Raw genomic sequence first — 23,560 nt, 5'->3', positions numbered from 1 at the left:
CGCATTGAATTCGGCAAATGTGCAGAGGGTTGACAAAATGGTACATTGGTACCAGTGTAGCGTTCATGAACAAATCTGTTGAACGTATCCAGACCGGCGTACGCCTGGAAAAACGGCTCCTGAAAGTTTTGAAGGGTCTTGCTGAACACCTGGACCTTTCGCTGGGCGATCTTCTGGAAGGTATGGCGCTACACTGCTTCGAAAACAAACCACCGTTTTCCGAAGAGACGCTTCGCAAGATTGAACAGCTGAAAAGCGTTTATGACCTCGATTTGTACGCTTCAGACAGTCACAAACTTAAGGATGAGAGCGATGAGTCCTGAGGCGCGGAATTATGAGGAGCTGACCGACCTTTTCGAGGCGCATGATCTGGATGCGAGATCCTTCACGCATCGGGATCACATCGGTGTCGCTTGCAAGATGCTGCAGAGATACGAGTTCCTTGAGGCGGCTGCGCGATACGGTGGTGCTTTGAAAGAAATTGCCACGAAGGCAGGCGCTGCCAGCAAATTCAACACGACACTGACAATCGCCTTTCTCGGTTTGTTGGCTGAACGCATGGAAGTTACCCCCCACTCAAATTTTGATGAGTTTCTGGAACGCAACCCTGATCTGTTTTCACGATCGCTTATGGATGCCTGGTATTCCAAAGAACGTGTCTCGAGCGCGGCAGCGAGGCAGATTTTCCTGTTGCCCGACAGGTTCAAAAGCGCTGGATCTACCGCACGGGTAGCGGATTAGTCTCTCCTAGAGTTCACAGAAAAACTTTCAAAAGTCCGTCCCCATTTTCGAAAAAATCGCTATGGTGCGGCTCATGGACGAGTCAGGTTTTTCCAGCAACGGCACTTCAGCACCGGACATGACCAACAGCGCCTCCGCGGGCGGTCAGGGTCAGGACGGTGCATACCGGGTTTTGGCACGCAAATACCGACCCAAAACCTTTGAGGATCTGGTCGGTCAGGAGCCGATGGTGCAGACGCTCGAAAACGCGTTTGAGACGGGCCGGATCGCACAGGCTTGGATGCTCACCGGTGTACGCGGTGTCGGAAAGACAACGACGGCACGTATCCTGGCGCGCGGCCTGAACTACGAGGTCCCCGGCGAAGTCGACAAGCCGACCGTGAGGCTCGAGCGCGAAGGAACGCATTGCAAGGCGATCATGGAAGGCCGCCATGTCGACGTTATCGAGATGGATGCGGCCTCTCATACCGGCATCAACGACATCCGCGAGATCATCGATGCCGCGCGCTACCGCCCGGCAACGGCGCGTTACAAGGTCTATATCATCGACGAAGTGCACATGTTGTCCAACGCAGCATTCAACGGTCTGCTGAAGACACTGGAAGAGCCGCCTGAACATGTGAAGTTCATCTTTGCAACGACCGAAATCCGCAAGGTTCCGATCACTGTACTGTCGCGCTGCCAGCGGTTTGATCTCAGAAGGATTGAGCAGTCCAAGCTGATCGGGTTGCTGCGCCGGATATCCGATGCAGAGAACATCCAGATTTCCGACGAAGCCTTGCTGTTGATCGCAAGAGCAGGCGAGGGGTCGGCACGCGATTCTTTGTCTCTACTGGACCAGGCCATGGCCCATGGCAGCGGATCGATCGAAGCTGGCGACCTGCGCCAGATGCTCGGATTGGCCGACAGGGCGCGCGTGATCGATCTATTCGCGCACCTCATGGCCGGACGGATTGAAGAAGCCCTTGCCGAGTTGCAGGCCCAGTACGAGGTCGGCGCCGATCCGGCAATCGTCCTGACGGATCTTGCCGATTTCACGCATCTTGTAACTCGCATGAAGGTGGCACCGAAATCAGCCGACGAGGCTTCTGTCACCGAAACCGAGCGCGCCCGCGGACGCGACTTTGCCGAGAACGTCTCCGTGCGTTTGCTGTCGCGGGCCTGGCAAATCCTTTTGAAGGGTGTGCAGGAGGTTCAAGCAGCCTCCAAACCGCTGGCGGCCGCGGACATGGTCCTCGTCCGCTTGGCCTATGCGGTTGACCTGCCGGATCCTGGCGAACTGATGGCGCAGGTGAAAGGTGGTCAGATGCCAGACACCGGATCTGCGCCACGACCGGGCGCCGGTGGCAGTGGACCTTCCGGCGGTGCTCAGGCGATGGCTGTCGGTATGCCTGCATCCCCGGATGCCAGACCTTCCGGCGGAAGCGGCAACGGAACGGCGATGCAGGGTGGGCCTCGCCCGCAACTGGCTGCGATTCAAGGCGGCGCTCCTAAAATGCAGCCGGCACCGGACGTCGCGCCGGCACCACAGGCACCGCAACAACCTGAATATGCTCTCAAGAGCCTTTATGATTGCGCTGCGCTTGCCTCGGAAAAACGCGACATTCCGATGAAGGTCGCAATCCAGCGTCAGATGCGGCTGGTCAAGTTCGAGCCGGGCAAAATCGAGATACAGCCGACCGAAGACGCGCCGTCCGATATTGCCGGCGAATTTGGCCGCAAGCTTATGGAATGGACGGGGCAGCGCTGGTTTGTCGTTGTGTCCCGCGAGCATGGCCGTCCGACCATTCACGAAGAGCAGGAAGCCAATCAGCAGCAGCTCTTGTCGGATGCCAAGTCGCACCCGACCGTTGCAGCGCTGTTGACCCAGTTTCCCGGTGCGAAGGTCGTCGACGTCAAGCTGCAGGTGAGCGCGGAAGACGAGGCAGCCCTTGCCGATCCGATGCTGGCCGATCCTTTGTTGGGGGAAGCGTTGGGAGATGATGAAGACGATTGAGACCGGCGAGACGGACGGCATAGACAAATCAAGAGAAGCGAAGATCAAGCGGAACGTCTTTTTGTTTTTTGCAATTAGCGTTGTCTGCTTCCTCTCAATGTTTGTCATTTCCAAAACCGGGATTGAAGACTTCACGAAGCTCTTGATTGTCCTTGTGATCGTTTGCGTCTTTTTCTTTGTCGGGCTCTATTTCATCGCGAGGATTTTCTACCTCTGTTTCAAGAAGTCGTAGCGCCGCCGCAACGCTGACAAACGGTGTGCCGGGCCGTATTGGGCTGGTAATTGCCCTATTGTTCCTCTAAACGCAGATCCCAAATAGTAACCACGCGGCCACCGCCGCCGGAAAAGGTTTCAAGGAGAAATCCCATGGACTTCCTCAAGATGATGAAGCAGGCCAAGGAGATGCAGGAGCAGATGGGCTCGCTGCAGGAAAAGATCGTCGAGATCGAAGCCGAAGGTGTTGCCGGTGCCGGACTGGTCAAGGTGACGCTCAACGGCAAGAGCGACCTGAAAGGCCTGCAGATTGATCCGTCCCTTCTGAAGGAAGGCGAGGGCGAAATCCTGGAAGATCTGATCATGGCCGCTCATACCGATGCGCGCGCGAAGATCGAACTGGCCATACAGGAAAAGACCCAGGAACTGATGGGCGGCCTCGGCCTTCCGGCTGGCATGAAACTGCCGTTTTGATTGTCAAAGGGTGACAGACCTGTACATCGAACGCGTCTGCCTCCGTCATGCCATGACTTGATCCGGGCATCCATGCCGTTTCATATCGTCTTGGAAATTGGCGGATTTGACACTTTGGCGGAATGGATTGCCGGGTCGAGCCCGGCAATGACTTCGGAGAAAGGTTCCTTCTTTCCCAAAATGCTGGATGTTGTTTGACCATGGCCCAGAAAAGCGTCGCAGGACCGGAAATCGAACGGCTGATCCAGCTGCTGGCAAAGCTGCCCGGTCTGGGGCCGCGCTCCGCCCGGCGCGCCGCGCTTCATCTCATCAAGAAGAAGGAGCAATTGCTGGTTCCTCTTGCGGACGCATTGGACGTCGCGGTGAAGGAGATCGGCATCTGCTCCATATGCGGTACGGTCGACACGTCCGATCCCTGCACCATCTGCGCCGATCCAAAGCGAGACGACACGGTTCTTGTCGTTGTCGAGGACGTTGCCGACCTTTGGGCGCTTGAGCGCGCAGGGGCGGTGAAAGGCCGCTATCACGTTCTTGGCGGTACGTTGTCACCCTTGGACGGTATCGGGCCTGACGACCTGAACCTTGCGTCCCTGGCAGACCGGTGCGGATCGGCCGATTTCTCGGAAGTCATCCTGGCGATCAGCGCAACGGTCGAAGGCCAGACAACGGCCCACTACATCATGGACCTACTCTCGCCGATGGGCGTCAATGTCACCAAACTGGCCCACGGTGTGCCGGTCGGTGGTGAACTTGACTATCTCGACGAAGGCACCCTCGCCCAGGCGCTTAAGGCCCGTACGCGGTTCTAGACCTAAAATGTCCAATAAGTGCCTCGAGATAAAATCGTTTCTCATTTTTCATGAGCGCGAAATTTATGATGAGCTTCTGGAAATACCGACTGAAGGCCTAGAATGGTTGGGCATCAATGTCGAAATTGATATCGGGGAAGTCGGGTGCGATGGCGCGGAGAAGTTTACGATCGGCGTCGTTTGTGGAAGACCACCAATGTCCACACATCGTCGGAAGGAAAGAGGTTTCCGCCGTAAAGAAAAACGATTTGAAAGCCTGAATTTAAGTTTGGTCGAGCGCTGGATCAGGGACTGGGTCAGGAAATGCGACGCTGGCTCATACACGGAGAGCCTTCCGTGTTTGTGCAGAAATTTCGATTGGGAATATGAAGGAATAAAACCAGACCCACTGCAATTTGGAGATGGCTAAGCGTATTCGCCACTCCCCTTGCACCACCTTTCCTCCGCACTTATGTCGATGCGGTCGCTCACAAATCCTTGAAGGTTTCATGTTCCAAGCCGCTTCCCGCGCCATGTCTCAGGTGTTCGAAAAACCGTTTCGGGCGATTTTCTGGAAAATGCTGGGGTTTACGCTCGCGATTCTCGTGGTGATCTGGATTTCCCTGCAATGGATTGTCGGTCACTTTCTGGGCGTTGCGGCAGACACATGGGGCGACGGCAGTTCCTGGATCAACTGGACAGAGTGGACAATCTCCATCCTGACAGGGATCGGCGCCGTCTTCGTGCTGGGCTTTATGATCGCGCCGATATCAGCGCTGCTTGCCGGTTTGTTTCAGGACGATATCGCCGACATTGTCGAGGCAAGGGACTACCCGCACGACCCGCCGGGGAAAGCTTTGCCGCTGTCTCAATCAGCGGTTCAGACAATAAAATTCACCGGTGTCGTCATCGCCGGAAACATTTTTGCACTGCTGCTGCTTTTGATCCCCGGCATCAACCTGATCGCTTTTTTCGTGGTCAACGGTTACCTGCTCGGGCGGGAGTTTTTCGAGTTCGCGGCAATGCGTTTCATACCGCCTGAGCAAGCAAGAGCGTTCCGAAAAGCGCGCGGCGGAACCGTTTTTCTCGCAGGCCTGATCATCGCCTGTCTGCTTGCGGTCCCGATCCTCAATCTGGTCACACCGATTTTCGCGACCATCTTCATGCTGCATCTCTATAAGAGACTTGCGTCCGGCGCTGCAATCTGACGAACTGCGATGCCTTGCGCATCGTCTTCAAGGGAAGACGACCGGAGGAGGCCGATGCAGGATCTTTTAAACGACATTGCCGAAGCGGCTGACGCCACCCCCGACAAAGGCGCGGTGGCGACCTACATTCCCGAATTGGCGGGCGTAAATCCGGATCAGTTCGGCATGGCCGTTGCGTTGGAGGACGGGCGGCTGCTGACGGCGGGGGATGCGGATATGCCGTTCTCGATCCAGTCAGTCTCGAAAGTGTTTGCGCTGGCGCTTGCTCTTGGCCGTGTCGGCGACCAGCTCTGGTACCGTGTCGGGCGCGAACCTTCAGGCCTTTCGTTTGATTCCATCCTGCTCCTTGAGCGTGAAGACGGGATCCCGCGCAATCCTTTCATCAATGCCGGGGCTTTGGTGACCACGGACACCTATCTTGCTGGATCGACGCCGCGTGAAGCGCTTGGCGAGCTTTTGCGGTTCATCCGTGCCGCCGCTGATGATGACAGCGTCCATATCAACGAACGCGTGGCTCAGTCTGAGCTGAGAACCGGACACAGAAACTTTTCGCTCGCGCATTACCTCGCGTCTTGCGGCAACATGCGGTCGTCGGTCGACAAGGTGCTCGGCACCTACTGCCACCAGTGCGCAATTGAAATGTCCTGCCGGCAGCTGGCCATGGCGGGCCGGTTTCTTGTTGAAACCGAGAATATGCCGCCCCTGGTTGCGCCGCTGCGCCGCCGGCGCATCAATGCATTGATGATGACCTGCGGTCACTATGACGGGTCCGGCGATTTCGCCTTTCGAGTGGGACTTCCCGGAAAGAGCGGCGTCGGCGGTGGCATTCTGGTGATCGCTCCCGGTCGGGCATCAATTGCGGTGTGGTCGCCGGGTCTCAACCGCTACGGCAATTCCAAGCTCGGAACGGAAGCCATGGAAACCTTTGCCAAGCGAACGGGTTGGTCCGTTTTTGGCTGATTCCAAGAATTGGCAGCCGGAACCCGGTCAGGCTGCCTGGACTTTGTGATCGCTCATGCACTCTCGTCTTCTGCGGAAAGCAGGCCGGACTTGAACAGGATACCGGCGGCGGCGGCTCCGATGAGTGGTGCGACGATGAACAGCCATACTTGCGCCAGCGCAGCCGGGTTGCTTCCAACGCCTATGATCGCGGGGCCGAGCGAGCGGGCCGGGTTCACCGATACGCCGGTGACATTGATGCCGACGATATGAATGACAACCAACGTAAGTCCGATGGCCAATCCGGCGAGATGCGAGGGGGCCCCCTTCTGCGTCACCCCTAAAATGCAAACGAGGAACAGGAATGTCGCAACGATCTCGAAGATGAGTGCCGACAACATGTTGTATTCGCCCAGATACCCTGGACCCCAACCGTTCTGGCCAAGGCCGCCGTCCCAGCCGCTTGCCTTGCCACTCAGGATAATGGCCAGAATCAGCGCGCCCGCCAGTGCACCCAGAACCTGCGCGATCCAGTAGGTGATGAGCTCTCCGGCCGGCATCCGCCCGGCCAGATAGACCCCGAGACTGACGGCAGGGTTGATGTGGCAGCCGGAAATCATGCCGATGCCATAGGCCATCGCAACAATCGACAGACCAAACGCAAATGCAATTCCAAGAACATCAATAGAGGTCGCCCCGGTGCCCATTCCGGCGATGACTGCCGCACCGCAGCCAAACAGGACGAGCGTAAACGTTCCGACAAATTCAGCGATCGCTTTTTTCATATGAATTGCCTCCAAAAAGCACCGGATGACCGGCTGAGGTCACCGGAAATGTGGTGACGTAATGGAGAGTTGCTCAGATTTGAACGGTTGGGAAGTTCATTGATGTTGTGCGTTGCCGCAAGAGTTTCCGTCAATTTTATCGATTTAGAACTTCAGGCACCAAAGTGGCTTTGCAGATTCACCTTTTTGATGTTTTGACGGGAGGGCTTCTTGGCGCTAGAACCTTTCGAGACAAAGCCTTGATTTGCTTACGTTTGCGTAAACGTAAGGCAGCGTCGTACGGGAGAGGAATTCCATGTCGAACGCCGATATGCGGGGCAACCGCCCGCTGTCACCCCATCTTCAGATCTATAAACCGATTCTGACGATGGTCATGTCGATCCTGCATCGCATTACCGGTGCTGCGCTTTATTTCGGGACCATCCTGTTGGCATGGTGGCTGATCGCTGCCGCCGCAGGGCCGTCCTACTTCGAATTCGTCAATGACATCTACGGCTCCATCATCGGGCGTCTGATCCTGTTCGGGTTCACCTGGGCACTTGTGCATCACATGCTCGGCGGGCTGCGCCATTTCATCTGGGACATGGGTGCGGGCTTCGGCAAGGAAGCACGCGAATGGCTCGCCAAGGCCACGATCATCGGTTCCGTTTCCCTCACGCTGATCCTCTGGATCATCGGCTACATGGTTCGCTAAGGAGAGTGTCATGACGGATATGCGCACCCCTCTTAACAAGGTTCGCGGACTGGGGTCGGCCAAGGAAGGCACCGACCACTTCTGGAAACAGCGGGTCACGGCGGTGGCCAATGTTCTGCTGATCAGCTTCTTTGTCATTCTGGTGATTTCGGTTCAGGGCTCAAGCCATAGCGAAGTGATCGAAACCCTGAAGAATCCGCTCGTTTCGATCCTCTTTTTGCTGGTGATACTTTCCGGCGTCTATCACATGAAGCTCGGTATGCAGGTGATCATCGAGGATTACATCCACGGCGAAGGTCTCAAGTTTCTGACGCTGATGGCAAATACGTTTTTCTGTGCCTTTATCGGTTTCGGCTGCATCTTTGCAGTCCTCAAGATTGGCTTTGGAGGCTGACCTGAATGGCCAAGACTTATGAATTCGTCGACCACACCTATGACGTGGTCGTTGTCGGCGCGGGCGGCGCGGGACTGCGCGCGACGCTCGGCATGGCCGAACAGGGTCTCAGAACTGCCTGTATCTCGAAGGTCTTCCCGACCCGTTCGCACACAGTTGCGGCCCAAGGCGGCATTGCTGCCTCACTGACCAACATGACGCCGGACTGCTGGGAATGGCACATGTATGACACGGTCAAAGGGTCCGACTGGCTGGGCGATACCGATGCCATGGAATACCTCGCCCGTGAGGCCCCCAAGGCGGTTTACGAGCTCGAACATTACGGCGTTCCGTTCTCTCGCACCGAGGAAGGCAAGATTTACCAGCGCCCCTTCGGTGGCCACATGCAGAACTACGGCGAAGGTCCCCCCGTCCAGCGCACCTGCGCGGCGGCCGACCGGACCGGCCACGCCATCCTGCACACGCTTTACGGCCAGTCGCTGCGCCATAACGCGGAATTCTACATCGAGTATTTCGCACTCGACCTGATCATGTCGGAGGACGGTGTTTGCCAGGGTGTGATCGCCTGGAACCTCGACGACGGCACCATGCACCGCTTTGCGGCGAAGATGGTTGTCCTTGCAACCGGCGGCTACGGCCGCGCCTATTTCTCGGCGACCTCCGCACATACCTGCACCGGTGATGGCGGCGGCATGGTTGCACGCGCAGGCTTGCCGCTTCAGGACATGGAGTTCGTGCAGTTCCACCCTACCGGGATCTACGGTTCGGGCTGCCTGATCACGGAAGGTGCACGCGGCGAAGGCGGCTACCTCGTCAACTCCGAGGGCGAGCGCTTCATGGAGCGCTATGCGCCGTCTGCAAAGGACCTGGCGTCCCGGGACGTTGTTTCGCGCTGCATGACCATGGAGATCCGGGAGGGTCGCGGCGTCGGCAAGTCCGGCGACCATATCTTCCTTCATCTCGATCACCTCGATCCCGCCCTTTTGGCAGAGCGTTTGCCGGGCATTTCGGAGAGCGCGCGCATCTTTGCCGGTGTGGACGTGACCAAGGATCCGATCCCGGTCCTGCCGACCGTTCACTACAACATGGGCGGTATTCCGACGAACTATTGGGGCGAGGTCCTGAACGCAAGCAGCGAACACCCGAACCGCATTCAGCAAGGTCTGATGGCGGTCGGCGAAGCCGGCTGCGCTTCGGTACACGGCGCCAACCGTCTCGGATCCAATTCGCTGATCGACCTGGTTGTCTTTGGCCGTGCTGCGGCGATCAAGGCCGGCGAAGTGGTGGACCCGAAAGAGGCGACTCCGGCTCCGAGCGAAGCCTCCTGCGACAAGATCATGGATCACTTCGACACGCTGCGGAATGCCAATGGCTCGATCCCGACCGCAGACCTGCGCGACAGGATGCAGCGTGCCATGCAGGAAGATGCCGCCGTTTTCCGGACCCAGGAAAGCCTCGAAGCGGGCTGCAAACGCCTCTCCGAAATCTGGGGTGAGATGAAAGACCTGAAGGTGTCCGACCGGTCGCTGATCTGGAACTCCGATCTGGTCGAAACGCTTGAGCTTGAGAACCTTATGGCGAACGCGATTACCACCGTCTATGGCGCCGAAGCCCGTAAGGAAAGCCGGGGCGCTCATGCACGTGAGGACTTCAAGGACGGTCCGTTCTCCGGCCGTGACGACGAGAACTGGCGCAAGCACACGCTCGCCTGGGTCGATGACGACGGCAATGTGAAGCTCGACTATCGCCCCGTCGTGCTCGACCCGCTGACCACCTTCGAGGAAGGCGGCATCGACCCGAAAAAGATCGCGCCGAAAGCGCGGGTCTACTAGGGAGACCGGTTCTTGAGCGAGGCGGTCACACACCTGGACACACGAAGCCCGTTCGGCACCTATCCGGCCGAACGGTTGGTGCGGGCTGCCTGGCGTCTTGCCGACCGCCACGATCTGTCGAAGAGCCTGCGCAAGCGCATCCGGTCTCTTGTCGCCAGGGTGTTCAAGGGTCCCTATGACCTTGAGGCCGAGGGGCTGAAATTCCGGATCTATCCCGGCGAAAATTACGACGATCGAAAGATCCTCGCCAAGGGCCGCCTGCCGGAGCGTGCGGAGCACGAACTCCTGGAAGGCCACCTTGATACCGGTACGGTCTTTGTCGACGTCGGTGCCAATATCGGCTCTTATTCGATCTTTGCGGCCCGGCGCGGGGCGCGGGTAGTTGCAATCGAGGCCAATCCGCAGACGGCGCACAAGCTCAGCTTTAACGTCCTGGCCAATGATCTGGACAATGTCACCGTCGTGAACTCGGCGGTCGGTCCGCAGGACGACACCCTGCCGCTCTGGCACGAGCCGAGCAACTGCGGTTTCGCGACCTTCGTCAAGGATCTGACGACGGGCGAGTGGGCCGGTGACTGGTCGCCGACCTATGTCGCGGTGCGGCCTCTGACCGCAATTGCCGACCAGCAGGGTCTTTCACAGATAGATGTTCTGAAAGTGGACGTGGAAGGGTTTGAGGATCGGGTGGTGCTGCCCTTTCTTCGGCACGCGGACAGGCACTTGTGGCCCCGTGTGATCCTTCTTGAAACCAATTGCCGGCCCTACTGGTCCGAGGATTGCCTGCCTGAACTGGCAAGCCGCGGCTACGAGGTGACTGGGCGCACGAATGACAACATGGTCTTTGAGCTCACGGGTTGAGCGAAAGGAACCTTTGGCCCAAAAGCGTATCTGGCGCGATATGGGGCCCAACGCGGAGCAGTAACGAGATGGTTCAGCTGACGCTTCCCCGGAACTCCACGGTGACGGAAGGCAAGGTTTGGGACAAGCCGGAAGGCGCCACCAACCTGCGTGAATACCGTATCTATCGCTGGAACCCGGATGATGGCCGCAATCCGCGGGTGGATACCTATTTCATCGATGCCGACGATTGCGGTCCGATGGTCCTCGACGGTCTCATCTACATCAAGAACAAGATCGATGCGACGCTGACCTTCCGCCGCTCCTGTCGCGAAGGCATTTGTGGTTCCTGCGCCATGAACATCGATGGAACCAACACGCTCGCCTGCACCAAGGGGATGGACGAGATCGCCGGTGACGTGGTCAAGATCTACCCGCTGCCGCACATGGCCGTTGTCAAGGATCTGGTCCCGGACCTGACGCGTTTTTATGCCCAGCACCGCTCCATTGAGCCCTGGCTGAAAACCGTGTCGCCTGCTCCGGAAAAAGAATGGCTCCAGTCACACGAAGACAGGGTAAAACTCGACGGTCTTTACGAGTGCATTCTCTGCGCCTGCTGCTCCACGTCCTGCCCGAGCTACTGGTGGAACGGTGACCGGTATCTCGGTCCTGCGATCCTGCTGCAGGCCTATCGCTGGCTGATCGACAGCCGGGACGAAGCAACCGGCGAACGTCTGGACAATCTTGAAGATCCGTTCCGTCTCTACCGGTGTCATACGATCATGAACTGTTCGCAGGCTTGCCCGAAGGGCCTCAACCCGGCCAAGGCGATTGCGGAAATCAAGAAGATGATGGTCGAACGCAGGGTGTGACTTCCGCGCCACGTTTCCGGAACAAAGTCAAAGACCGCCCAATTGGGCGGTTTTTTTTGGTTAATTCATGCTTAAGACGATAAAACTCTGATTATGAACGCCAATTTCATATTCAGGATCGTTCAGCTGAAATTATCCTGCTGCGCAGGTAAACCACCACGCGAATCTTGGAATGTATGCATTCCATAAGGGTGTTGACTTAGGGTAATGCGAGCGGCATTCAGACGGTGGGGTTGACAATTCCTTCGTATTTTTGACTTGAGAGCGCCGGAGGGCACGGATGCGTCTTTGTCGTGCTGTTTTAGTAATACCGTTTTTGACCTTTGCAGGTGCTCCCGATTATGCGCTTGCGGGCGACCCCATCGTGGAGAATTACGGCAATTACCGGAACATCACCGTCCGCCGCCACAATGATATCGAAGGCGCTGAAGCCCTGTTCGACGACTATAGGCGGCAGTGGTTCAAGGAAGGCTATTCCGGCGTGCGTGTCGGCAAATGGGCCGGCGAAGACCAGCGCGACATGCCTCGCTGCAGCAGCGCCGACGGTCAGAAACTCAGCGTGAACACCCGCATCAATTGCGGCAGCAACCACATCTTCCGTCTCAACGTCACCGGTATTGCGGCTTCAGACAGCGACACGGCATCCATCGACGAAACCGGTGCACTCGCTTACCTCGGGTATGAGTACCTGTTTTCAAACGATGCCTTTCTCGGTCTCGGCGCGACCTATGCGGTCTCGGACATTGACAGCAGCCTGAACGGGTCGACGCTGGACAGCGAAGTATCCGAGTTCGGAGCGCACTTTGTCGGCGGCTACAGGTTTCCCCGCGAGATCGGTGTTGCCTGGAACATCTCGCTAACGCGCAGCACAGACGACCTGACACGGAACGGCTCGATAACCTCTTCGGTCGATATGACCGGCGTGATGATTTCGGGTGTCATTTTCCAGAACTGGTATTTCTCCCAGTCCACCTACCTGTCTTATGGTCTCGATTACACCTTCCTCGGCCTGTTCGGTCCGGGCACCGTGACCGATTCCTCCGGTGCTGTTCAGGACACGGGCATCAACAATGGACGTGGCGATTTCACCGGTTCGCTTCTTCTGGTGCATGAGCTGGACAGGGCGGAAGTGTTTGCGAGACTGGGCAGCACGGCCGAAGTCATCCTGGCCACAGACAGATGGCTCGACGCGACGGCCGACGTCGGCGGATCACTCAACCTCTCGGACAACATTGCCCTGACCGGCACGGTCGGTGGGACCTATCGGATGGGTAACTATCTGAGTGGACGCGGCAGCGTCCGGCTGGTCGGCAAGTTCTAGCTCGGACCCTGGAGCCCTTTTCCAAATGGCGTGTCGCGGGCATCCGGTAGTTGCTTTCCTTCTCTGTCTCGCAGTGCTGGTGGGGTGCTCCTCGCTCTCTGGAGAATATGCCGACGACCCTGTGCAGGCATTCAAACGCGCTGAAGGATATCTGAGCAGCAGTGCAGACGCGTATGAGGGTGCGTCTACCGTAACGGTCGGGCGGATTGATCTCGGCAAGAAACTCTTTCACGACAAAAGACTGTCCGCTGCCGGGGACAAGTCCTGCGGAACGTGCCATGACCCGGCACAGGGCTACACGGAAAACAACAAGGCTGTGTCGGACGGCCTGGACTGGCGAACCGCCGGAAGAAATGCGCCGACGGTTCTGGATGTCGCAAGCAGGCGTTCCTTCTTCTGGGACGGGCGGGCGGATACGCTCGAAAAGCAGATGGTCGAGCCATTGACCAACAAGAACGAGATGGCGAACGACTCGTTTGAGGCCGTGGCAGCACGCATACGTGAGATGAGCGACTACGACCGCTTCTTCTCCTATGCATTCGGTGAACCTGCGTCGCCGCAAAACATCGCGCAGGCGATTGCTGCCTATCAGAAAACGCTCGTGACAGGGCCGAACAGGTTTGATCTGTGGTTTTACGAGGACAAGAAAAAGTCGCTCAGTGAAAACGAGATCGCCGGCTACGAATTGTTTGTCGGCAAGGCGGGATGCAACGCCTGCCATCTTATCGGCGCAAGGTCGGCACCGTTCACGGATGAAAAATTCCACGATACCGGCTACTGGAAAACGAAGCCCGACACCTACGCCGAAGTCGATACCGGCAGATACCGCGTCACAGGGAACCGAGACGACCTTTACGCCTTCCGGACGCCGTCGCTCCGGAACGTGGCTCTGACCGGACCTTACATGCATGACGGACGTCTCAAGACGTTGAAAGAGACCGTTCTGTTTTTCAACGAAACGGGCAAACTTGACCTGACGGACGCCGAAGTCGACCAGCTCGTCGAATTCCTCAAGGCCCTGACATCAAAAAAACGCCCGGCAGCCTGACACTTCCATTGCCTCAAGACCTTGTCTTGATCGCCAGGCGGTGGTTTCCGGCTGCGTGCACGGGATCTGCACAAAAATCCCGAAGTCCCTGCCGGGTTTCGCCCGTCAATCTCCCCGAAAACCGCACAAGGTCGGTCCATTGACCGGCTACCCGAGTTTTCCGGGCGCCCACCTTGCAGAGGATTGTGCGAATGACTGATGAGACGGACCAATCAATTTCAGATGCACCGGGCCCGCAGCAACGGCCCCCGGCAACCAGGGCGATGACGTTTCTGCGGTCTCCGGCGGTAAAATTCGTCCTGATCGGGATTTTGACCATGCTGCTGCTGATCCCGAGCATTTTTGTCTGGGTTCTGGTCGAGGAACGGGCCCACAGGGCAAATGAAGTCGCCCGCGATATCGCAAGCTCCTGGGGTGGAACACAGGAGATCAACGGGCCTTATCTGGTCATTCCCTTTACCGAAACCTTCGTCACCGGCCTCGGCGACAAGCGCAAAACCGAAATCGTGCGCCGGACCGCGGTGCTGTTTCCCCAGCGGCTTGGTGTGACTGGCGACATTGCAGTCGAAGAGCGCAAAAAGTCTATCTATGCGCTCCCGGTCTATCGTGGCCGTTTGGACTTGAGCGGCGCGTTTTCCACGCCTCCGGAGGGAATGTTCGAGCCGAAACACGGTGGCACGATCGACGTTGCCGCAGACAAGGCGGTGCTTGTCCTCGGGATTGGGGACGTGCGCGCGCTGAAGAGCGAAATTTCGCTCAGGCTAAACGGGTCGCGGACCATTCCGTTCGAACCGGGGCTGGGACCGCTTGCAATGAGCTCCGACCGCGACCCCTATCGGGCGATACGTCCGTCCGGCATTAACGCGAGCGTTCCGGTCACCTCGTGGCGAAATGGCTTTTCCTTCGACATTCCATTGCAGCTCAACGGCTCGACCGCAATCTATATCGCGCCAGCGGGTCAAACCACCAAGGTTGATTTGCAATCCGACTGGGCTCATCCGGGTTTCACCGGCGCATTCCTGCCGGAAACGCGGACAATTTCAGACAATGGCTTTGAGGCCACCTGGACCATCCCCTATCTCGCACGCGGCATTCCAAAGGTTCTGGAAACAAGGCACGTGCCGCTTCAGGACAAGTTGCTGGGTGTGAAATTCGTGGAACCGGTCAATTTCTACCAGACGATTTCCCGATCGTTGAAATATGCCGTTGGGTTCATCAGTCTGACCTTCCTAGCCGTCTTTGTTCTTGAAATGCGGTCCGGCTGGCGGTTCCACTGGATCCAGTACGGGCTGGTCGGACTGGCATTGATCATCTTCTATGTCATGCTGCTCGCTTTTGCCGAACATGTTGGCTATGGCACCGCCTATATGGTTGCCGCAGGCTCAGCGACCCTTCTCAATGCCATCTATGTCGGCACATCCCTCAAGAGCCGGGCGGCGGGTCTGGTCATGCTGGCCGTGCTGGCAGGTATCTTTGCGGTTCTTTTTGCCCTCATGCGAGAGCAGGACTACGCGCTCCTGATCGGTTCCGTCATCGCCTTTGTCGCTCTTGCAATCACCATGTTCGTGACCCAGCGGATCGACTGGAGCGGACAGAACGGGACGGAAAGGCGACTGGCAAGTGATCCAATCTGATCCGTGTCGCCTCTTGGGCACGGAATCGATATTGGTCTCAACGGTCACCCCGGGCGTACGCAGGACGACCCGGGGTCCGCGCATTTTCCAGCGCTTTTCTGTTTGTGTGGAAAGCGAGCTCTCAAAACAGAGTCCACCGGAAGTAACAGATCGTGCGAGCGGGCTCCGGTTCTGCGCATTCGCTTGATCCGGGTCGGCAACGGGATCCGGTGCACCATCAAAAAAGATTGCGCTTCGCCTCATTTTGTTCGATGTTTGTTCCTTAGTTTTCAGTGGAGGCAGACATGCACAAGAGCCGCTTGGGAGATCTCGTGATCGATTGCGAAGGTGGGGATATTGATGCGCACGCTGCGTTCTGGGCCGCAGCCCTGGGACGAAAGGTAGAAGAAAACCTGAAGAACGACCGGTATCGAAGACTCTTTGGGAGAGACGGAGACATCGGTATTCTGCTTCAGACAGTCGATCACGCACCGCGCGTGCATCTTGATATCGAATCCGACGACCCGGACAAGGAAGTTGCACGTCTAGAAAAACTAGGAGCAACGATCGTGAAGAAGCTGGATCGCTGGACGGTCATGCTGGCGACGAGCGGTCACCGGTTTTGTGTGGTTCACCCGCAGTCATCGGGATTTGAGGACAAGGCGACGAGTTGGTATGATTAAGTCATTCCTTCAGAAAACAGGCAGCAATGGATTGGGTTCATCGAACAAAGCTCCCGGTGCGAAGCCGCAGCGCGCCGCCCGGTAACGCGCGCTCAAACATCATCCCGGAACGGATTGGTCACAGTCGGCTCACGTTGTTGTGCGGCTCATGGAATTCGAGTTGAGTTGCCTTGTTGCCAGAATGCGTTACCTCTATCACCAATTCACGGATTGAAGGATTACCCATGAAGCGCCTGGTTCCGCTCACACTCGCCGCCGCCATGTCTGTTGCAACGCCGCTGGTTTCTGCACAGGCGGAGACCGCCATTTTTGCCGGTGGCTGTTTCTGGTGTGTTGAAGCCGATCTGGAAAAGCTACCAGGCGTCAGGGAAGTCGTTTCCGGTTATGCCGGCGGAACAACACAGAATCCGACCTACAAGAGCTATGAGCGCGGCGGTCACCGGGAAGTGGTCGAAGTCGATTTTGACGAAACCCAGATCAGCTATCGGGATCTGGTCGGCATATTCCTGCGCACGATCGATGTCACCGACCCGGGCGGTCAGTTCTGCGACCGGGGGTTTGGCTACTCGACCGCGATCTATCCGCTGAACGAGGCACAGGCGGAAGCGGCAAAGGCCGAGATTGAAGAGGCGAACCAGATCCTTGACGGCAAGGTTGTCACCCCTGTTGAAGGCGCGGCCGAGTTCTGGCCGGCCGAGGACTATCACCAGGGATATTACAAGAGCGAGGAAAGCGTCCTGACCCGCTTTGGCTACGTGACCCGCGCCGAGGCTTACAAGGGCTATCGCAAGGGCTGCGGACGTGATGCCAGGGTCAAGGCCGTTTGGGGCGACGAAGCTTTCAAAGGATTGCCCAAGGCGGGTTCTTGAACGACCGGCTTCCGTTACTCTGAAATGCCAAAGCCCGCTGTAATCACAGCGGGCTTTTGAATTGGGCACAGCATTCGTGCCGACGGTTCCCTGCTCTAGAACCGATAACCTACACCAAGATTGAACATGTCGGCCTTGCCGTCGACGGTGAAGGGGGAAAGGCCGGAAACGGTGTAGGTTTCCTCGCCCATTTCATAGTGCTTGTAGTCAACCCGCGCGATGATCTGGTCCGTGACATTTGCCTCAATACCTGCACCCAGGACATAGCCGACGTGGGTGTTTTCGTCCGAAGAGCCGTTGCTCACGTTTTCGATCTCGTAGTTGCCGAAACCGACCCCGGCGGACAGATAGGGCATGAACCGTCCGACATCATAGCCAACCCTGACTGTTGCAGCGCTGAGCCAGTCCGAGCTCTGCCGGTAGTTTCCGGAACTGCTGATCCCTCTGAAATTCGTCAGGGAGCCTTCGACGCTTGCCCCGAGAACAAACTGATTGAACTGGTGATCATATCCGATCGAACCACCAAACTGCCCGGACCGGAAAAAAGCGTCGGACCCGAGACTGTCCGATCCGGTCAGGAAACCGCCACCGGCGAACAGGACCGCGTTGAACCCGGTTCGGTCGAAACTGTTCAGCCGGAGGTCGCCGGTCTCCACGTAAACGGGCTCAACAAGGTCCGCAGCCTGGCCGGCGGTCAGAAAGGCCAGGGAAAAAGCGACTGAACAAAGGACTGTTCTCACGGTTTCGAATCCCAACTTGAGGTAACAACAACGTGGTTGTACACGCTGAAACATCAACATTGGGTTAAGGTAAACGAAACCTATACGCCGGCCTCGAACGCTTCGACCAGCTCGATGAAAGCATCGCCATATTTTTCGAGCTTGGACTGCCCGACGCCCGAAACGGACAGGAGCGCGTCCGGGCTGATCGGACGGGCAGACGCAATCCCGGCGAGCGTTGCGTCGGGAAAAACCACATAGGGCGGCACATTCTGGTCCCGCGCAATCTGTGTTCGCAGCCGCCGCAAGCGCTGGAACAGCAGTTTGCCTTCTTCGTCCAGTTCATCTGCAACGGAAGCGGATCGGGATGCGCGTGTCTTTTTCAATCCCGCGGCGCTCCGGTCGTGGCGCAACGCAATCGTTTCATCGCCGCGCAGAACCGGGCGTGCCTTGTCCGTTAAAACAAGGGCACCGAATTGTGCGTGATCCACGTCGACGAAACCGGCAGCGACAAGCTGGCGGGCGATCGACTGCCAGGTCTTTTGGGACAGGTCCTGACCGATCCCGAAAACAGAGAGATTCTCATGTCCGAACCGGGCGGTCTTCTCGCTTGATTTGCCCAGGAGAACGTCCACGACATGTCCCGTGCCGAACCGTTGTCCGGTCCGATAGATTGCCGACATCAGTTTCTGGGCAGCTTCTGTTCCGTCCCACGTTTCAACCGGTGACAGGCAGGTATCGCAGTTGCCGCAGGGTTTGGGATAGGTCTCCCCGAAATGGGCAAGCAGGGCCTGCCTCCGGCAACCGGAGGTCTCGCAGATACCCAAGAGCGCATTCAGCTTGGCATTTTCCGCGCGCTTGACCTCGTCCGGCGCGTCACCTTCGGCAATCATCCGCCGTCGCTGCACGAGATCCGCCATGCCATAGGTCATGAAGGCTTCCGACGGTTCACCGTCCCGCCCGGCCCGGCCGGTCTCCTGGTAGTAGGCTTCAACGGAGGAGGGCAGGTCCAGATGGGCGACATAGCGCACATCCGGCTTGTCGATCCCCATGCCGAAGGCAACCGTCGCGACCAGACACAGGCCCTCCTCCAGAAGAAACGCATCCTGGTTGGCGGCGCGTTGATGTGAGGGAAGTCCGGCATGATAGGGCAATGCCCTGATGCCCTTGGTGTTCAGCCACTCGGCGATCTCTTCCACCTTCGCCCGCGACAGGCAATAGACAATGCCGCTCTCGCCCTTGTGCTTGGTCAGGAAGTCGAGCAGTTGCTGGCGCTGGTTGGACCGCTCAACGATTTCGTAGCGGATGTTGGGCCGGTCGAAACTTGTGGCAAAGACTTCAGCGTCGTCCAGCTTAAGCCGGTGCAGAATGTCCTTTTGCGTATGCGGGTCCGCTGTCGCCGTCAGCGCAACTCTCGGAACCCCCGGGTAGCGTTCGGCGAGACAGGAAAGCGACATGTATTCGGGTCGGAAATCGTGTCCCCACTGACTGACGCAATGCGCTTCGTCAATCGCGAACAGGGCGATATCGAGCGTATCCAGAAACCGGCGGAAACTCTCGTTGCTGAGACGCTCCGGCGTGACATAAAGAAGATCGATTTCGCCGTCGCGCAGCGCATCTTTCAGCGCCGACTGTTCTTCCGGCAGAAGCGTTGAATTGAGAGCCGCTGCCTTGACGCCCGCTGCACAAAGCGCACCGACCTGATCCTTCATAAGAGCGATCAGCGGCGACACCACAATGCCGACTCCCCTGCGGCACAAGGCGGGTATCTGGTAGCAGAGCGATTTGCCGGCCCCGGTTGGAAACAGGACCACAGCGTCCCGGCCATCGATCAGCGTCTCGATGACGGCCTGTTGCTTGCCGCGAAAGCTGCTGTAGCCAAAAACACTCTGAAGAACCGCGAGCGGTTTTGGCTCCGGACTCACCGAAGGCGGATCATTGAGGTGTAGAAGTTTGGAATCATCCGCTGAAAGGGCGGGCGAGACTGGCATGAGACGGCTTTTTCCCCGGGATGCGGACCATTAGGTGACGTCTTCCGCACCATGTCTTATTCGCTCCCTCAGAGCAAACCGGCCTGTGGATGACTTTTCGGGAGAGCCAAAAGCTGCTCAGAATTCGGCGTCGGGATCGTCCGCCAGCGTCTCCGCACAGTGAACGCGCATCTGTTCTGTGAGTTCGGTCAGGTCGCCCTGAAGTTTTTCGGGCTTGATGGGCTTGCCGAAATGCACATTGAACTTGGCGTTCTTCTTGTTCAGAAGCTCGTTGAAAACGGTCATGTCGCGCAGCTCGGTCGACACCCTGGCAAGGAAGTAGAACAGGCCTGAGTTGCGTCCACCCATGTGCATGGGAATGATCGGGGCCTTGTTTTTCCTCGCAAGTGCAAGTGCGGACGTCATCCATGGCCGTTCGGTCAGCTTGCCCTGATGCCAATAGGCAAGGCGGCCGGAGGGGAACAGGACCACAACCCGTTCCGTTGCGAAGGCGGAAGAGGCGATCTTGATCGTTTCCTTGGACTTCGCACGGCTCTTGAAGTCCGCCCGCCACTCGACAGGAATGATCATCTCGGCAAGACGCGGATTGATGCGGATCGCATCCCGGTTGGCGAAAATGGCGAGGTCGTTGCGCCTGGGCTTGATCGCGTCGTAGAGCACGATGCCGTCCGCGATGCCCGTCGGGTGGTTCGAGACCAGCACCACCGGGCCCTCAGTCGGCACGCGATCAAGGCCAACCGTCGTGACATCGAGCTGCAAGAGGTTGCTCAGATGCGCAAAAACGTCGACCGCTTCCATCTGGGAAATTGTGTCCGCCATCTCCACGGCGGAGCTGTAGCGCAGTATTTTATACGCGAAGGGGCGGATGAAGGGCCACCAGGGGCTCGCCATCACAAGTTTACCGCGTTCAGCGATCAGAGCGTCAACAATATGTTGGTCTGCAATCTGTCGCTGCAACGTTGCCTGACGCTGCGTCGGCAAGGTGTTTGTCGTCTGGTCTGTCGTCCGCACAATGCACCTCTGCCCATCGGTAACCTGTACTACTCACCTGCATCGTTAGCGAAATCGGCCGCGTGGTGCAAATGCTCCCTGAAGAATTTTGCAATCCGAAGGATAGTTCAGCTCCATAGTGAACTGGTGAAAAGCGCCACAATTGTGAAGAAAGACGCAGTCCATGCGAGAGAGCGTGGCGTGGCACGGTCGGCCCAGTAACAAAAGATGTATATCAGCCTGAGCATGATGAAGAGAACGGCAAGTTGGTTGATCCAGTATGTCGATGCCCCCTGGCTCATGGCGACGAACACGGAAACGGCAAAAAACGGAAAGGCTTCAAACCCGTTGGCCTGTGCAGCTTGAGCGCGTGCGCGAAACCCGTCACGCCAATAGTCGGGATTTCTCGGATTCGCGTTGTCAAATTCCTTGCTGAGTTTTGCAGGAAAGACGGACAGGACGGGAAGAATGGCTGCAACAAGAATGCACCAGATCGCAATCGGCATTTTGGGTTCCTTCAGTTTCTGGCTTCACACCATATAGGTCATTTTCCTCAATGATGCTTTCGGCGCCGACACTGTCTGAAGCACCAGGCTATGGTTTCTGATCAGGAATTCGTCATACGCATTCCTGCCGGTGAAGGTTCGGTATTCTGTTGAATTTGCCGCAGCCGACACCTGCCGGTGTGGTCTTCATGTCGCCACGGAACGGCCCGGCAAGGTTTTTGTCTGGACGAGACCGCACCTGTCACTTTGCCGCCACTTTGGAAAACTAGGACGACCGCGACGAGTGGAGCGTCTCGTAAACGCGCCGAACGTGATCGTTGGCGCATGCAAGAAGGGCTGCGGGGCTGTGCGGTTGGCGTTAGATCTGCAGCTTGAACCGGAAATCACACCTGGAAAAGGTCCTGTGTGGAATGTGACTTGATGGAAAAACGCCGTCAATTTTGTTGCGTTTTGGATTTTCGACAAATTGTAGGCTAAGAGATGCTTCAATAATGGGGCGAAGTTGAGGGAATGATTCGTCATGATGCGCGCGGGAAAACTGGTGTTGGTTATGGGATTGGTGGTTCTGGTCGCCGGTTGCCAGAGGCTATCCGGAGGCAATAACGTTGCACCATTACCGGCAACACCGACGACCCCCGTGGGCGCGGGAACGCTTGATCCGCTCGATCCCAATGCGGCGCCGCCCGTCGGCACGACGACGGATGTAGCTGGCGGACCGACGGATCTTGCCAGCAACCCCGTTGCAGCACCGAGCAACGCGCAGCAGGTTGGCCGCACGGATCTTCTGGGCGGTTGGAAACTCGCCTCTGCCGGTGACAACTGCATGGCTTTCATGACGCTGACCACATGGGAAGGCGGCTACCGGGCAAATACCAGAGGTTGCAACACGCCGTCGCTGACCGGCATCTCCGCGTGGGACCTGAACGGCAACCAGGTGGTTTTGAAGGACAACACCGGCCTGATCGTTGCACAACTTTATTCCAGCGAACCCGGGAAGTTTAACGGCCAAACCTCGACAGGCTCGCCGATCTCGCTGTTCCGTTAAAGACCCTTGTTATTTATGCTGGACTTTGCCCGTTATAGGTGTATATTTGCATAGCAATCGGAAAGGCTGTGCAAATGTCAAAATACGAACCTTTACGGGAACACTTGGCGCGTCTTGAAGATGTAGTCTGGGCTGCCAAGCTGGATGAGGTGGAGGAAATCCTCGGAACGAACCTCCCAAAAAGCGCACGTGAACACCGCACATGGTGGGCGAATTCAGGTGGCAGTCTGGTGCATCAGAACGCATGGCTGGACGCTGGTTGGCGTGTCGAGCGAACCGATCTCATGCGCGACGTCATTGTGTTCAGGCGGTTGCGGATTGGCGGGACAGTAGCAGTCGGCAAATCCCTGTCTGCAGAGCGGCTGGCCAAAAATCCGAAACGGGCAGCGGAAAAGCGGCTCGCCAAGGAAATGGCTGCCATTCGCCAGCCGGCGACCGTGACCCTGCGCTCCGAATGGACAGCGCTCGGTGATGTTCACAATACGCCCTGTTCGAACAACTCAATTCCCCCGCAAGGTGGTGTCGTGCGCTTTGCGGCGATGGACGGTGACAGCGTGGTGACGGCGATCGTTGCGACATTGTCCGTACCCCGAATCTATCGTGGCCTCCGGCTGGAGATGAAGGGCATGGATGCGGAGGATGACTCCCGTTTTGGCCCGGAGCTGATCGAAAGAGCGGGTTTCGACACCAATGCTCCTATTGAGTGCGATATCGTCAAGTCCGGAAATGCCTGGCTTTTGACAGACGGCCGGGGCCGCAAGGCCAATCTGGACGATCAGTCCGAATGCTATCTGGTCGCCCAACTGCTTTACCTGCAGGAGCTTCAGAGCGGCCGTAAGTCAACGCTGCTCTTGAGGTAGGTCTTCCTCCAGCACAGTGTCCCCTCGCTGTGCTTTTCCGCCCGCACCCGGCTTGCCGGTTGCGGGCGATTTTGTTTGAGCGCCTCGAACCTAGAAGATGATCGGACGGCATTGCCTGAAGCTTCTTAGCGAAGCCTGCCGG

At 57.6% G+C, this 23,560-nt stretch carries 26 protein-coding genes; 21 read left to right on the top strand and 5 right to left on the bottom strand.

Annotated elements, in window-relative coordinates; genetic code table 11:
* Positions 1-65 precede the first annotated feature (65 nt).
* The 9 genes from RBB47_RS05970 to RBB47_RS05935 all read left to right on the top strand — a co-directional run bounded on the left by RBB47_RS05970 (position 66) and on the right by RBB47_RS05935 (position 6,380).
* A complete protein-coding gene (locus RBB47_RS05970) occupies positions 66-323 on the top strand; it encodes a hypothetical protein (RefSeq protein WP_305984838.1) in 258 nt (85 codons plus the stop codon).
* A complete protein-coding gene (locus RBB47_RS05965; protein WP_305984837.1) occupies positions 313-741 on the top strand; it encodes a hypothetical protein in 429 nt (142 codons plus the stop codon). Before RBB47_RS05970 ends, RBB47_RS05965 begins: the two co-directional genes overlap by 11 nt.
* A 118-nt stretch (positions 742-859) precedes the next feature.
* The gene (locus RBB47_RS05960) at positions 860-2,737 is read left to right on the top strand and encodes a DNA polymerase III subunit gamma/tau (RefSeq protein ID WP_305985007.1); all 1,878 of its coding nucleotides are present in this window, start codon (positions 860-862) and stop codon (positions 2,735-2,737) included.
* Positions 2,721-2,969, top strand: a complete 249-nt coding sequence (locus RBB47_RS05955) for a hypothetical protein (RefSeq protein WP_305984836.1) — start codon at positions 2,721-2,723, stop codon at positions 2,967-2,969. Before RBB47_RS05960 ends, RBB47_RS05955 begins: the two co-directional genes overlap by 17 nt.
* A gap of 134 nt (positions 2,970-3,103) precedes the next feature.
* Positions 3,104-3,424 carry a YbaB/EbfC family nucleoid-associated protein gene (locus RBB47_RS05950; protein WP_305984835.1) on the top strand — a complete coding sequence of 107 codons (321 nt, stop codon included), beginning with the start codon at positions 3,104-3,106 and terminating at the stop codon, positions 3,422-3,424.
* A gap of 200 nt (positions 3,425-3,624) precedes the next feature.
* A complete protein-coding gene (gene recR / locus RBB47_RS05945) occupies positions 3,625-4,233 on the top strand; it encodes a recombination mediator RecR (RefSeq protein ID WP_305984834.1) in 609 nt (202 codons plus the stop codon).
* The gene (locus RBB47_RS30990) at positions 4,133-4,642 is read left to right on the top strand and encodes an Imm8 family immunity protein (protein WP_371932746.1); all 510 of its coding nucleotides are present in this window, start codon (positions 4,133-4,135) and stop codon (positions 4,640-4,642) included. The genes recR and RBB47_RS30990 overlap by 101 nt, the downstream gene beginning before the upstream one ends.
* Positions 4,643-4,721: 79 nt before the next feature.
* Positions 4,722-5,420, top strand: a complete 699-nt coding sequence (locus RBB47_RS05940) for a sulfate transporter family protein (protein WP_305984833.1) — start codon at positions 4,722-4,724, stop codon at positions 5,418-5,420.
* 54 nt (positions 5,421-5,474) lie between these two features.
* Positions 5,475-6,380: a glutaminase gene (locus RBB47_RS05935; RefSeq protein ID WP_305984832.1), complete on the top strand. Its 906-nt coding sequence runs from the start codon at positions 5,475-5,477 to the stop codon at positions 6,378-6,380.
* Positions 6,381-6,433: 53 nt separating this feature from the next.
* On the opposite strand, the gene RBB47_RS05930 is transcribed toward RBB47_RS05935, so the two are convergent.
* Positions 6,434-7,144, bottom strand: a complete 711-nt coding sequence (locus RBB47_RS05930; RefSeq protein ID WP_305984831.1) for an MIP family channel protein — start codon at positions 7,142-7,144, stop codon at positions 6,434-6,436.
* Positions 7,145-7,439: 295 nt separating this feature from the next.
* Here RBB47_RS05930 and sdhC point away from each other — a divergent pair, with 295 nt between their 5' ends.
* The 10 genes from sdhC to msrA all read left to right on the top strand — a co-directional run bounded on the left by sdhC (position 7,440) and on the right by msrA (position 17,307).
* Positions 7,440-7,838, top strand: a complete 399-nt coding sequence (gene sdhC, locus RBB47_RS05925) for a succinate dehydrogenase, cytochrome b556 subunit (protein WP_305984830.1) — start codon at positions 7,440-7,442, stop codon at positions 7,836-7,838.
* Between the two features lie 10 nt (positions 7,839-7,848).
* Positions 7,849-8,232, top strand: coding sequence for a succinate dehydrogenase, hydrophobic membrane anchor protein (gene sdhD, locus RBB47_RS05920; RefSeq protein ID WP_305984829.1), 384 nt, complete (start codon positions 7,849-7,851; stop codon positions 8,230-8,232).
* A gap of 5 nt (positions 8,233-8,237) precedes the next feature.
* Positions 8,238-10,064, top strand: coding sequence for a succinate dehydrogenase flavoprotein subunit (sdhA, locus tag RBB47_RS05915; protein WP_305984828.1), 1,827 nt, complete (start codon positions 8,238-8,240; stop codon positions 10,062-10,064).
* Positions 10,065-10,076: 12 nt separating this feature from the next.
* Complete coding sequence (locus RBB47_RS05910; RefSeq protein WP_305984827.1) at positions 10,077-10,922, top strand: FkbM family methyltransferase; 846 nt, start codon at positions 10,077-10,079, stop codon at positions 10,920-10,922.
* Between the two features lie 68 nt (positions 10,923-10,990).
* Positions 10,991-11,773, top strand: a complete 783-nt coding sequence (locus RBB47_RS05905) for a succinate dehydrogenase iron-sulfur subunit (RefSeq protein WP_305984826.1) — start codon at positions 10,991-10,993, stop codon at positions 11,771-11,773.
* 280 nt (positions 11,774-12,053) lie between these two features.
* A complete protein-coding gene (locus RBB47_RS05900; RefSeq protein WP_305984825.1) occupies positions 12,054-13,094 on the top strand; it encodes a hypothetical protein in 1,041 nt (346 codons plus the stop codon).
* A gap of 25 nt (positions 13,095-13,119) precedes the next feature.
* The gene (locus RBB47_RS05895) at positions 13,120-14,142 is read left to right on the top strand and encodes a cytochrome-c peroxidase (protein ID WP_305984824.1); all 1,023 of its coding nucleotides are present in this window, start codon (positions 13,120-13,122) and stop codon (positions 14,140-14,142) included.
* A gap of 191 nt (positions 14,143-14,333) precedes the next feature.
* Positions 14,334-15,776 (top strand): cell envelope integrity protein CreD, encoded by a 1,443-nt coding sequence (gene creD / locus RBB47_RS05890; protein ID WP_305984823.1) that lies wholly within the window; start codon positions 14,334-14,336, stop codon positions 15,774-15,776.
* Positions 15,777-16,060: 284 nt separating this feature from the next.
* A complete protein-coding gene (locus RBB47_RS05885) occupies positions 16,061-16,438 on the top strand; it encodes a VOC family protein (protein ID WP_305984822.1) in 378 nt (125 codons plus the stop codon).
* A 224-nt stretch (positions 16,439-16,662) separates the two neighbouring features.
* Entirely contained in the window at positions 16,663-17,307 is a 645-nt protein-coding gene (gene msrA, locus RBB47_RS05880) for a peptide-methionine (S)-S-oxide reductase MsrA (protein ID WP_305984821.1), read from the top strand.
* Between the two features lie 95 nt (positions 17,308-17,402).
* Here the strand turns inward: msrA and RBB47_RS05875 are convergent, their stop codons facing one another.
* The 4 genes from RBB47_RS05875 to RBB47_RS05860 form a co-directional block, all read right to left on the bottom strand.
* Positions 17,403-18,047 carry an outer membrane protein gene (locus tag RBB47_RS05875; RefSeq protein ID WP_305984820.1) on the bottom strand — a complete coding sequence of 215 codons (645 nt, stop codon included), beginning with the start codon at positions 18,045-18,047 and terminating at the stop codon, positions 17,403-17,405.
* An 80-nt stretch (positions 18,048-18,127) separates the two neighbouring features.
* Positions 18,128-20,017 (bottom strand): DNA helicase RecQ, encoded by a 1,890-nt coding sequence (gene recQ / locus RBB47_RS05870; protein WP_305984819.1) that lies wholly within the window; start codon positions 20,015-20,017, stop codon positions 18,128-18,130.
* 117 nt (positions 20,018-20,134) lie between these two features.
* Positions 20,135-21,028: a GNAT family N-acetyltransferase gene (locus RBB47_RS05865; protein ID WP_305984818.1), complete on the bottom strand. Its 894-nt coding sequence runs from the start codon at positions 21,026-21,028 to the stop codon at positions 20,135-20,137.
* Positions 21,029-21,135: 107 nt separating this feature from the next.
* Positions 21,136-21,513 (bottom strand): MAPEG family protein, encoded by a 378-nt coding sequence (locus RBB47_RS05860; RefSeq protein WP_305984817.1) that lies wholly within the window; start codon positions 21,511-21,513, stop codon positions 21,136-21,138.
* A gap of 520 nt (positions 21,514-22,033) precedes the next feature.
* Between RBB47_RS05860 and RBB47_RS05855 the strand changes: the two genes are divergently transcribed.
* Positions 22,034-22,558 (top strand): protease inhibitor Inh/omp19 family protein, encoded by a 525-nt coding sequence (locus RBB47_RS05855; protein ID WP_305984816.1) that lies wholly within the window; start codon positions 22,034-22,036, stop codon positions 22,556-22,558.
* A gap of 74 nt (positions 22,559-22,632) precedes the next feature.
* Positions 22,633-23,418 (top strand): hypothetical protein, encoded by a 786-nt coding sequence (locus RBB47_RS05850; protein WP_305984815.1) that lies wholly within the window; start codon positions 22,633-22,635, stop codon positions 23,416-23,418.
* Positions 23,419-23,560: the final 142 nt, after the last annotated feature.

Origin of the sequence: Roseibium sp. MMSF_3544 (genome assembly GCF_030732845.1) — a bacterium.
In the GTDB taxonomy this organism is placed as follows: domain Bacteria; phylum Pseudomonadota; class Alphaproteobacteria; order Rhizobiales; family Stappiaceae; genus Roseibium.
Note: the sequence above shows the minus strand (reverse complement) of the source record. Positions and strands in the feature narration are given on the sequence as shown.

Excerpts from the sequence above, each read along its gene's own strand:
- RBB47_RS05970 (WP_305984838.1), top strand. The coding sequence starts at position 66 with ATGAACAAATCTGTTGAACGTATCCAGACCGGCGTACGCCTGGAAAAA.
- RBB47_RS05965 (WP_305984837.1), top strand. The coding sequence starts at position 313 with ATGAGTCCTGAGGCGCGGAATTATGAGGAGCTGACCGACCTTTTCGAG.
- RBB47_RS05960 (WP_305985007.1), top strand. The coding sequence starts at position 860 with ATGACCAACAGCGCCTCCGCGGGCGGTCAGGGTCAGGACGGTGCATAC.
- RBB47_RS05955 (WP_305984836.1), top strand. The coding sequence starts at position 2,721 with ATGATGAAGACGATTGAGACCGGCGAGACGGACGGCATAGACAAATCA.
- RBB47_RS05950 (WP_305984835.1), top strand. The coding sequence starts at position 3,104 with ATGGACTTCCTCAAGATGATGAAGCAGGCCAAGGAGATGCAGGAGCAG.
- recR (WP_305984834.1), top strand. The coding sequence starts at position 3,625 with ATGGCCCAGAAAAGCGTCGCAGGACCGGAAATCGAACGGCTGATCCAG.
- RBB47_RS30990 (WP_371932746.1), top strand. The coding sequence starts at position 4,133 with ATGTCACCAAACTGGCCCACGGTGTGCCGGTCGGTGGTGAACTTGACT.
- RBB47_RS05940 (WP_305984833.1), top strand. The coding sequence starts at position 4,722 with ATGTTCCAAGCCGCTTCCCGCGCCATGTCTCAGGTGTTCGAAAAACCG.
- RBB47_RS05935 (WP_305984832.1), top strand. The coding sequence starts at position 5,475 with ATGCAGGATCTTTTAAACGACATTGCCGAAGCGGCTGACGCCACCCCC.
- RBB47_RS05930 (WP_305984831.1), bottom strand. The coding sequence starts at position 7,144 with ATGAAAAAAGCGATCGCTGAATTTGTCGGAACGTTTACGCTCGTCCTG.
- sdhC (WP_305984830.1), top strand. The coding sequence starts at position 7,440 with ATGTCGAACGCCGATATGCGGGGCAACCGCCCGCTGTCACCCCATCTT.
- sdhD (WP_305984829.1), top strand. The coding sequence starts at position 7,849 with ATGACGGATATGCGCACCCCTCTTAACAAGGTTCGCGGACTGGGGTCG.
- sdhA (WP_305984828.1), top strand. The coding sequence starts at position 8,238 with ATGGCCAAGACTTATGAATTCGTCGACCACACCTATGACGTGGTCGTT.
- RBB47_RS05905 (WP_305984826.1), top strand. The coding sequence starts at position 10,991 with ATGGTTCAGCTGACGCTTCCCCGGAACTCCACGGTGACGGAAGGCAAG.
- RBB47_RS05900 (WP_305984825.1), top strand. The coding sequence starts at position 12,054 with ATGCGTCTTTGTCGTGCTGTTTTAGTAATACCGTTTTTGACCTTTGCA.
- RBB47_RS05895 (WP_305984824.1), top strand. The coding sequence starts at position 13,120 with ATGGCGTGTCGCGGGCATCCGGTAGTTGCTTTCCTTCTCTGTCTCGCA.
- creD (WP_305984823.1), top strand. The coding sequence starts at position 14,334 with ATGACTGATGAGACGGACCAATCAATTTCAGATGCACCGGGCCCGCAG.
- RBB47_RS05885 (WP_305984822.1), top strand. The coding sequence starts at position 16,061 with ATGCACAAGAGCCGCTTGGGAGATCTCGTGATCGATTGCGAAGGTGGG.
- msrA (WP_305984821.1), top strand. The coding sequence starts at position 16,663 with ATGAAGCGCCTGGTTCCGCTCACACTCGCCGCCGCCATGTCTGTTGCA.
- recQ (WP_305984819.1), bottom strand. The coding sequence starts at position 20,017 with ATGCCAGTCTCGCCCGCCCTTTCAGCGGATGATTCCAAACTTCTACAC.
- RBB47_RS05860 (WP_305984817.1), bottom strand. The coding sequence starts at position 21,513 with ATGCCGATTGCGATCTGGTGCATTCTTGTTGCAGCCATTCTTCCCGTC.
- RBB47_RS05855 (WP_305984816.1), top strand. The coding sequence starts at position 22,034 with ATGATGCGCGCGGGAAAACTGGTGTTGGTTATGGGATTGGTGGTTCTG.
- RBB47_RS05850 (WP_305984815.1), top strand. The coding sequence starts at position 22,633 with ATGTCAAAATACGAACCTTTACGGGAACACTTGGCGCGTCTTGAAGAT.